The organism is Terrisporobacter muris (genome assembly GCF_024621905.1).
In the GTDB taxonomy this organism is placed as follows: domain Bacteria; phylum Bacillota; class Clostridia; order Peptostreptococcales; family Peptostreptococcaceae; genus Terrisporobacter; species Terrisporobacter muris.
In genome coordinates, this window is sequence record NZ_JANKBY010000125.1 from 1 (window position 1) to 9,841 (window position 9,841).

10 protein-coding genes and 1 CRISPR repeat array are annotated in these 9,841 nt (G+C 27.2%); of the genes, 8 read left to right on the top strand and 2 right to left on the bottom strand.

The annotated features are described in order from the left end of the window. The 4 genes from cas3 to cas2 form a co-directional block, all read left to right on the top strand. Positions 1-1,451, top strand: a 1,451-nt coding sequence (gene cas3 / locus NSA58_RS10770; protein ID WP_257560453.1) for a CRISPR-associated helicase Cas3', incomplete at its 5' end; no start/stop codon positions are given. After that, on the top strand, positions 1,451-1,945 hold the full coding sequence (gene cas4 / locus NSA58_RS10775; protein WP_074078927.1) for a CRISPR-associated protein Cas4: 495 nt from the start codon (positions 1,451-1,453) through the stop codon (positions 1,943-1,945). The genes cas3 and cas4, both read left to right, overlap by 1 nt. Before the next feature lie 8 nt (positions 1,946-1,953). After that, positions 1,954-2,952, top strand: coding sequence for a type I-B CRISPR-associated endonuclease Cas1b (gene cas1b, locus NSA58_RS10780; protein WP_074078928.1), 999 nt, complete (start codon positions 1,954-1,956; stop codon positions 2,950-2,952). 1 nt (position 2,953) lies between these two features. After that, positions 2,954-3,244 carry a CRISPR-associated endonuclease Cas2 gene (cas2, locus tag NSA58_RS10785; protein WP_074078929.1) on the top strand — a complete coding sequence of 97 codons (291 nt, stop codon included), beginning with the start codon at positions 2,954-2,956 and terminating at the stop codon, positions 3,242-3,244. Between the two features lie 173 nt (positions 3,245-3,417). After that, a CRISPR array of direct repeats spans positions 3,418-4,629; the repeat unit is 30 nt; unit sequence GATTAACATTAACATAAGATGTATTTAAAT. Between the two features lie 164 nt (positions 4,630-4,793). On the opposite strand, the gene NSA58_RS10790 is transcribed toward cas2, so the two are convergent. Then, the gene (locus NSA58_RS10790; RefSeq protein ID WP_257560454.1) at positions 4,794-5,150 is read right to left on the bottom strand and encodes a VOC family protein; all 357 of its coding nucleotides are present in this window, start codon (positions 5,148-5,150) and stop codon (positions 4,794-4,796) included. A 105-nt stretch (positions 5,151-5,255) separates the two neighbouring features. After that, complete coding sequence (locus tag NSA58_RS10795) at positions 5,256-5,981, bottom strand: GntR family transcriptional regulator (protein ID WP_074078930.1); 726 nt, start codon at positions 5,979-5,981, stop codon at positions 5,256-5,258. Between the two features lie 463 nt (positions 5,982-6,444). Here NSA58_RS10795 and NSA58_RS10800 point away from each other — a divergent pair, with 463 nt between their 5' ends. The 4 genes from NSA58_RS10800 to NSA58_RS10815 all read left to right on the top strand — a co-directional run bounded on the left by NSA58_RS10800 (position 6,445) and on the right by NSA58_RS10815 (position 9,598). Then, positions 6,445-7,434 (top strand): ADP-ribosylglycohydrolase family protein, encoded by a 990-nt coding sequence (locus NSA58_RS10800; protein WP_257560455.1) that lies wholly within the window; start codon positions 6,445-6,447, stop codon positions 7,432-7,434. Next, the gene (locus tag NSA58_RS10805) at positions 7,435-8,328 is read left to right on the top strand and encodes a PfkB family carbohydrate kinase (RefSeq protein WP_039678265.1); all 894 of its coding nucleotides are present in this window, start codon (positions 7,435-7,437) and stop codon (positions 8,326-8,328) included. A 1-nt stretch (position 8,329) separates the two neighbouring features. Beyond that, positions 8,330-9,019 carry a nicotinamide riboside transporter PnuC gene (gene pnuC, locus NSA58_RS10810; protein WP_039678266.1) on the top strand — a complete coding sequence of 230 codons (690 nt, stop codon included), beginning with the start codon at positions 8,330-8,332 and terminating at the stop codon, positions 9,017-9,019. Between the two features lie 207 nt (positions 9,020-9,226). After that, positions 9,227-9,598 carry a PH domain-containing protein gene (locus tag NSA58_RS10815; protein WP_039678267.1) on the top strand — a complete coding sequence of 124 codons (372 nt, stop codon included), beginning with the start codon at positions 9,227-9,229 and terminating at the stop codon, positions 9,596-9,598. Positions 9,599-9,841: the final 243 nt, after the last annotated feature.

The window sequence follows — 9,841 nt, forward strand, 5'->3', positions numbered from 1 at the left end:
AAAATATAAAAACTATGAGGAATATATTTGGTTCTAATGAAGATATTTTTAATAATATAGCGGTAATAAATTCTATAAATCCAATAAAAATAGAAAAAAATACAGTTAATAAAGAAGAATCAACTGAGGAATTTGATTATAAATATTATGCAAAAGCATTGTTGAATAGACAGTTCTTAAATTATCCTATGATACTTACTACTCATGTAAGTTTATTTAATACCATGTTTGATAATAGTAAAGAGTCCTCATTTGCGTTTTACCAACTAGCTAATAGTGTAATTGTACTGGATGAAATCCAAAGTTACAAAAATACGATATGGACAGAAATAATTACCTTCCTAAAAGGATTTGCAAAGATGCTCAATATGAAAGTAATTATTATGTCGGCAACTTTACCAGATTTAAACTATCTTACAGATGCAGTTGAAAAAACAACTAATCTAATAGAGAATAGAGATAAATATTTTAATAACTCTTTATTTAAGAATAGGGTGGAAGTAAAGTATGATTTAATAGATAAAGATATTGAGGAATTATATGAACATGTAAAAAATAAGAGCTTTTCTAAAAGAAAAATAATAGTGGAATTTATAAAGAAGCAAAGTGCTTATGATTTTTATAATAATTTAAAAGAAGATGAAGAAATTAAATCAAAAATAGAGTTAATTACTGGTGATGATAATTCAATTGAGAGACAAAGGATACTTAATATTGTAGATGAAAGTGATGATATTATACTAGTTGCTACTCAGGTAGTAGAAGCTGGAGTAGATATTGACATGGATATAGGATATAAAGATATATCAAAATTAGATAGTGAAGAGCAATTTATGGGAAGGATAAATAGATCATGTAAAAAGACAGGAACTGTATATTTTTTCAATATAGATAAGGCAGATTTCATATATAAAAATGATTTACGAATGAATAAAGAATTCACCTTGGAAAATAAAACAATGAAGGAGATATTGATAAATAAAAATTTTGAAGACTACTATTTACCTGTACTAAATGCTTTAAAGAGTTCTTATAATCAATCTTTATGTGAATTTAATTTAGATGAATTTTTTTCAAAAGATGTTGGAGGATTAAATTTTAAACAAATAAAGTCTAGGATGGAACTTATTTCAGAAGATATGTGGAGTATGTCTGTGTACTTATCTAAAATAATAGAAACAGAAGAAGGTATAGTATTAGATGGAAATGAAATTTGGCATAATTATAAACGTTTATTGTCAGATAAAAAAATGAAATATGCTAAAAAAGAAGTTAAACTATCAGAGGCTAGAAGTTTGCTTAATTATTTTATATACCAAGTTAAAAAAGCAGATATTACATACAATGATAGAGTTGGAAAGCTATACTTCATAGAAGATGGTGAAAAATACTTCAAAGATGGAAAAGTAGATAAGGAAAAATTAATAACTGGAATAGGAGATTTTATATAGTGAAAGTAAACGGAACTTTAGTTAATTACTATTTTCACTGCAAAAGACAATGCTACCTTCATGGTAATAGGCTTAACTTAGAAGATAATAGTGAAGTAGTTAAGATAGGAAAAGCAATACATGAAAGTAAGGCAGAGGAAGGAAACCATACAGAAATATCAATAGAAAATATAAAACTAGATAAACTTACATCAGAATATCTTACAGAAATTAAAAAGTCAGATGCAGATGTTGAAGCGGCTAAATGGCAATTACTATTTTATTTGAAGATACTAAAAGATAAAGGTATAGATAGAAAAGGTAAGTTAGAATTTATAGAAAAAAATAAAACAGATAGAAAAATATTATACTTAGATTTAAATGAAGATACAGAAGAAGAACTAAACAAGTATGTAAAAGAAATAGAAGAATTGATAGAAAAAGATGATATACCAAAGACTTTAAATAAACCAAAATGCAAAAAATGCTCGTATTATGAATATTGTTATATATAGGAGGAAATATGGGAAGTACAAGATATATAACTTCTATGGGAGAGTTGACAAGAAAAGATAATTCATTATGCTTTAGAAAAGATGGAAAAAATGTATATATACCTGTGGAAAATACCAAGGAAATATACTGTTTAAATGAAGTAAGTATAAATACAAAATTACTAGACTTTCTATCACAAAATAATATAATCGTTCATTTTTTTAACTATTATGAAGGGTACAGCGGTACTTATTACCCTAAAAATAAGTATAATAGTGGAAGGCTCTTGGTAAAACAAGTAAATAAATTTGAAAGCAATAGGCTAGATATAGCCAAAGCTATTGTAACAGGAATAGGAATTAATATAAGAGAAGTACTTTATCACTATTATAAACACAACAAAAAAGAAGTTAAAGAAACCATAGATTGGATTAAAGAAAGTTTCTTTATCAGAGTTGAAAGAAGTAAAAACATAAAAGAATTAATGTGTATAGAAGGAGAGTTGTGGGAAAAGTTTTATAGGGAATTCAAACATTTTTTACCTGAAGAGTTTGTAATGAATAAGAGGGTAAAAAGACCACCAGATAATCCAATTAATGCATTAGTTTCATTTGGTAATAGTTTATTATATACTAAGACAATATCTTCAATATATAGAACACATCTAGATCAGAGAATAAGCTATTTACACGAGCCGTCAGAAGGAAGATTTTCTTTAAGCTTAGATATAAGTGAGGTATTTAAACCGATTTTAGTATATAGGACTATATTTGATTTAGTTAACAACAAGAAAATTCAAGTTTCTAAGCACTTTGATAAAAAGGTAAATTATTGTTTACTCAATGAAGAAGGAAGAAACATTTTTGTGACTGCTTTTGAGGAAAGAATGGAGTCTGTATTTGTACATCAAAGATTAAAGAGAAAAGTATCCTATAGAACAGCTATTAAACTAGATTGCTATAAACTTATAAAATATATTATGGAAGATAAGGAGTTTATACCTTTTAGCATAAAGGAGAAAATTTAATATGAGTAAAAATATGAATTATAATTATGCATTTGTTTTTTATGACGTAGGTGAAAAAAGAGTTAATAAGGTCTTTAAAGTGTGCAAAAAGTATTTATCTCATTTTCAAAAATCTGTCTTTCGAGGAGAAATAACACCATCTAATATGGTAACTTTTAAGAAGGATTTAAGTAAAGTTATAGATAAAGAAGAGGACTTTATTTGCATAATTAAACTTATAAATGATAAGGTATTTGGAGAAGAAGTGATTGGAAAAGCACAGAACAATACAGGTAATGACTTAATAATTTAATTTACCAGGTGAAATTTGAAATTAATTTTTATAAATAAGTTGTATCAATGATTGTAAGTACTTTTTTATTTATAGAGCTAAATTATACATTAACTTGGTAAATTTTATATGAAATAAGTAATTTAAACGTATTGACATATATTATGTTATAAAATAGTATTGAAATTACATAGGATTAACATTAACATAAGATGTATTTAAATAATATATTTGGGCTATGATAATAGCAGCATTATTCCGATTAACATTAACATAAGATGTATTTAAATTTTTGTAACCTCCTAAATTCTTTTATTAACATAATTGATTAACATTAACATAAGATGTATTTAAATATAAATAATACTAAATATACGAACTATCGCTGAGAGATTAACATTAACATAAGATGTATTTAAATACCTTTTTCCTTGTTCTCTTTATACTTTAATAATAGGATTAACATTAACATAAGATGTATTTAAATTTTAAAGATAAATAAAAGAGGTTGTTAAGAATATGAGATTAACATTAACATAAGATGTATTTAAATAATAATAATTTCTGCATTGGATTCAAGTATATGTTGGATTAACATTAACATAAGATGTATTTAAATGCAGAATAAAGTTATATTAATAGAGCTCCCAGAAGAGATTAACATTAACATAAGATGTATTTAAATAATTCAAATAAGTGAAGCGCAACATCAAAAACTTATGATTAACATTAACATAAGATGTATTTAAATGCGGGAGGGTTCTCCATAGTGTGTTGGTTGTTTTGTGATTAACATTAACATAAGATGTATTTAAATACGCTTTTAATACCACTATCAGAAACAGGATTTACCGATTAACATTAACATAAGATGTATTTAAATGCACCTATAACCTTTTCTTGCGCTTCTTCTAAAGAGATTAACATTAACATAAGATGTATTTAAATTGGTATAAAGTAATAACTGGTACTAAAAAAGAGCATGGATTAACATTAACATAAGATGTATTTAAATTATCTTAATCCTAATGTAGATCAAGACACAGGTTTAGGATTAACATAAGATGTATTTAAATGTTCCACCACTAATGCCTTCTGAAGGAAAATCAACAGATTAACATTAACATAAGATGTATTTAAATAGCCTTGGCATATAATGAACTTATGATAAAAGAAGGGATTAACATTAACATAAGATGTATTTAAATTACAATCCAAATCCTTTTATAGTACCCGCTTTTATTGATTAACATTAACATAAGATGTATTTAAATTTTTTTCTAGATGCTTGTACATTTCCATTCTCTTTAGATTAACATTAACATAAGATGTATTTAAATTCATATATCATTTGTTCACTACATTGTCTTACTATGGATTAACATTAACATAAGATGTATTTAAATTTGCTGATGGCATTTAACAATAGTAGTGGATACAAGTACTATGATTTTAAAGGAAACTTGGTAAAACCTAAGCTTTAAAAGTAAAACATAGATGCATAGATATATGCCATAATTAAGATAATAAAAATAGCTAAAGTCTAATAAGGCTTTAGCTATTTTTAGTACTATTCGTCTAAAAGTTGAATTGTATATCCATCAGGATCATTTACAAAGAAAAATCTTATATCTGGCATAGGAGTTATTGGACCTACAACAGGTATATTTTTAGATTTTATTTTTTCAACCAAATCATCTAGTTGTTTAAAAGCAATACCGATAGAAACACCATTACCTAAGTTTTCCTTAGATGCAGTTGAGATAGGTATTAGCTCGATTTTAGCATCATCATCTTCACCAAGCATGACTATTTGGTGATTTCCCCCTTCAATGACTCTAGCTATTTTCATTCCTAACAAATCTTTATAAAACTTTAAGCTATTATCTAGATTAGTTACTTGTATAGTAGTCCATTGGAATTTCATATGTACCTCCTAAAAATTTTTATATTTAATTATGTATTTCAAAACATAAATATTAAGGCATATGAGATATTTCATAAAACTAGCAATATATTATATGCCAAATACTTATCTTGACTGTTCAATAACATACTTCATATTGTCAGTTTTGTAATAAGATATAAAGTATTCTATAGGAAACTCAACCCCATCTTTTTGTCCATAAGTAGTAGTATTAAATAATAGAAGAGGATGGCCATCCTCAACTTCTAGCAACTCACTTATTTCATCCTTAGATGAAGCAGCTTCAATAACTTGAGTAGCTCTAGTAATTTTTATATTATAGAAATTCTCCAATACATTATATAAAGAATTCCCTGCAAAGTCGAAACACTCAATATTTGAAAATTCCTTATAAGGAAGATATGCTTTAGTCAAGCATAGAGGCTTTTCATCAGCGTAATATACTCTTTCTAAGACAAAAATATTTTCATTTTCTAATAAATCAAGCTTTTCGCAAATTTCATAACTACCTTTTTCTACAGCTGTTTTAAGTAGTTTTCTAGAAGGTTTCTTACCTTGATTAGTAATTTCTTCTGTATAACTATGTACCGTATTAAGATTTTGTTTTGAAGTATTTTTATTTACAAAACTGCCTTTACCAGAAACCTTATATACATACCCTTCTTTAACAAGTTCATCAATTGCTCTTCTGACAGTTATTCTACTAACATTATAAGAATCAATAAGCTCTCTTTCTGAAGGCAATGGCTGGTGAGGCGCTAGTTCATTGTTGTTAATCTTTTTTATAATATCATTTTTAATAATATAGTATTTTGGTAATACCCTATCCATAATTTTACCTCTTTTATATTGTATTTATATAATTTTATTATATCAATATACGATAATTATGTCTAATAGAAGGCTATGTAGGATAATAGTATTTAAAATTCGCTTCGCTTGAGCGACGTGTCGGCGAAACACTTTAAGCCACTGCGTGGACGCCATGAAATTTCAGTCAACTCCGTTGCTCAAAATTTACTTTTTTATAAACTTACACATCTTGAAATTACTTATATATACAGGTTATCCATAAAATTTATGAAATTATAATTTCCTAGTAAGTGAAAAAATATGCAATTAATGTGCATTTTTATAAAAATAAGTCTAATAGTGTCTAACTTTTATAAAAATGTGTTGACACGAAAACGTTGCTTTAATATAATTAGAGTACAACAATATATAACAAGTTGTTATATCAATAATACAAAATGTAATACAACATAGATAATATAGTATGAAAATAGGAGGGAATATGATAAATAAGATAGCAGGAGCAATATATGGTATGGCATTAGGAGATGCAATGGGAATGCCACCAGAGCTATGGAGTAGGAAAAAAACAAAAGAGTTTTTTGGAGAAATAAAAGAATTTTTAGATGGACCAAAGGAAAATGATGTAGCATGCAATTACACAAAAGGTCAATTTACAGATGACACAGCTCAAGCACTAGTTATAATTGATTCTTTAATAGATACAAATTTTATTCCTAGTCAACTTGATATAGCAACTAAATTATTAGAGTGGGCAGATAGAGAAAATGCTTTTGAAAATAATATATTAGGGCCTACATCTAAAGCAGCATTGAATGGTTTTAGAGAAAATAAAGATACAAAATCTATTACAGACGCAGCGCAAAGTAACGGTTCTGCCATGAGAATAGCTCCAATAGGATGTTTATTTTCATCAGACAAGAAAAAGGAATTAGTTGACTATGTTTATGAGATATCAAGAACTACTCATAGTAGTGACATTTCCATAGCAGGTGCAGCAATGATTGCTATGGCAGTAAGCTCATCTATGGAAAATAATGATTTTGATAAAGTAATGGAAGATGTATATGAAATAGAAGAATATGCTCTAAGTTTAGGATGTGAAACTATTAATCCATCAATAGCAGCTAGAACAAAACTAGGTGTTGAGTTAGCTAACAAATATGAAGGTAATGATGATGAATTTTTAGAGAATATATACAACATAATAGGTGCAGGAGTAATAATAAGTGAGTCAGTACCAGCGGCATTAAGTATAGCTTATTATGCAAAAGATCCTAATAAATGTAGTATATTATGTGCTAATTTAGGTGGAGACACAGATACAATAGGAGCAATGGCTTGTGCTATATGTGGAGCATTTACTGGTTTTGACAAAATAAATAAGGAATATGTGGCTGACTTAGATAAGAATAATGATATAAATCTACAAAAGTATGTGGACATTTTATTAGAAAGAAGGGAAGCATAAATGAAAACATTGGTGCTAGGGGCAGCAATAGTAGATAAAATAATGAATATTAATATGCTACCCAAAAGTGGAGACGATATTGTTGCATCTCAAGAAATTACAACAGTAGGTGGATGTGCTTACAATGTGGCTAATATACTTAATAATTTAGAAGTCGCTCATGATTTAGTAGTTCCTGTAGGATGTGGCATGTATGGTCACACCATAGAAAAAGATCTTTTAAATAATGGATATGAAATTTTTATAAAAGATGAAAATACTGATAATGGATACTGTTTATGTTTAGTAGAAAATAGTGGCGAGCGAACTTTTATAACAGTACAGGGAACTGAATGTGAATTTAAAAAAGAATGGCTAGATAATCTAGACACAAATAAATATAACAAAGTATATATATCAGGATATGAATTAGAAGGAAAAAGTGGAGGAGTAATAGTAGAGTTTCTGGAAAAAAATACACATATGGAAATATATTTTGCTCCAGGACCAAGAATCACATACTTAGATAAAGATATTATGAATAGAATTTATAATTTATCTCCAATAATTCATTTAAATGATAAAGAAGCTAGTGAATACACTAATAAAAGTGATTTACATCAAGCTATAGAAGAAATACATGAAAAAAGCAATAATAGTGTGTTTATTACCTTAGGTCCTAAGGGAGTATTATACAAAGAAAAAAATAATGATCCTATTATAGTAGAAGGATATAAGGCAAAAGTAATAGATACAATTGGAGCAGGAGATAGTCATATTGCAGGAATTATAGGCGCAAAATCAATGGCATATGACAATATATCAGTTTGTAAAATTGCAAACAAAATTGCAGCTAAAGTAGTAGCAACAAAAGGACCAAAATTAGAAAATAAGATAAATATAGAGGAGATATAAGATGGAAGTTTCACAAAATAAAAAAACATTTTTAAATGACTGGACTATGTTTGAAAAAATGTGGTTAATAATATCAACAATTACGATGATAGGATTAAGTATTATATGGAAAGATTCTGCGATGGCTTTAATAAGTGGAGTTACAGGAATTATAGGAGTTGTATTATGTGCAAAAGGTAAAGTATCAACTTATATATTTGCAACAGTAAACGTAGCACTTTATGCAATAATATGTTACCAAAATGCTTTATACGGTGAAGTAATGTTAAATGCACTTTACTTTATTCCAATGAATATTATAGGATTTTTATTATGGAACAAGAGAAAAGATGACGATGGAAATGTTGAAGCTAAAGCATTAACAAAAAATCAAGTAATAATATTATTTATAGGTTTAGGAATAGCTATATTCTTATATTACCAATTATTAAAATCTCTAGGTGGAAATCTTCAACTTATAGACTCAATAACTACAGTTACATCAGTTGTTGCCTTAATATTACAAGTAATGAGATACAAAGAGCAATGGTTAGTGTGGATACTTGTTAATCTTGTTTCTATATTAATGTGGGTAATGTTATTAAATACTCCAGAAGGTAGCGTTACGATGATAGTAATGTGGGCTGCATACTTAATAAACTCTATATATGGATATGTAAACTGGAGTAAACTAAGTAAAAAAGAAGCTTAATATTATATAATTAAAAAGTTTATAGAAATTTTAGTGATAAAAAATATATAAAAATTAAATAAAAGAAATAGCTACTATGAAATCATTAATATAGTAGCTTTATTTCTAACAAGAACGTTTTCACTATGGAAAATATTGATATATATTCTTTTATGCTATAATTTGATACAATGTAAAAGAATATTACTTATTGAAGGGAAGAATGTCATGGCAGAAACAACAAATATATTACAATGGACTTTTGTAAGTGAATGTCCGATACCAGAAGATGTAGAAGAGGTATTAGTACCTGGAGAAACAGCTGTTGCAGCATACAAAACATTTAGGGATAGTGCAATTTTTACTAACAAAAGATTAATAGTAAGAGATGCACAAGGATTAACAGGTAAAAAAGTAGAAATCTATTCTTTACCATATTCATCAATAAACATGTGGTCAACTGAAAATGCAGGGAAACTATTTGATTTAAATGCAGAAGTTGAATTATGGACAAGAGCAGGTCATATAAAAATAAATCTACAAAAAGGTGTAGATATTAGAGAATTTGATAGACTAATAGCACAAGCAGTATTTAAATAGAAAAAATCTGAAGTAAGTCAAGTCATTGTAATGACTTGACTTATTTTAATTGTAAGGAAATTATATGTTATCTGATTTATGGATAACGTATAATTTCCAACTTTACAACTTGAGCAACGGGCGAAGCCGTTGGCGATATGAGCGAAGCGAATTTTTTATTGTAAGGAAATTATATCAAAATCCTGTATTGAACAAAGGTGGGTATCTTGCTAAAAAACAAGATAAAATAGTTGTTATATATTA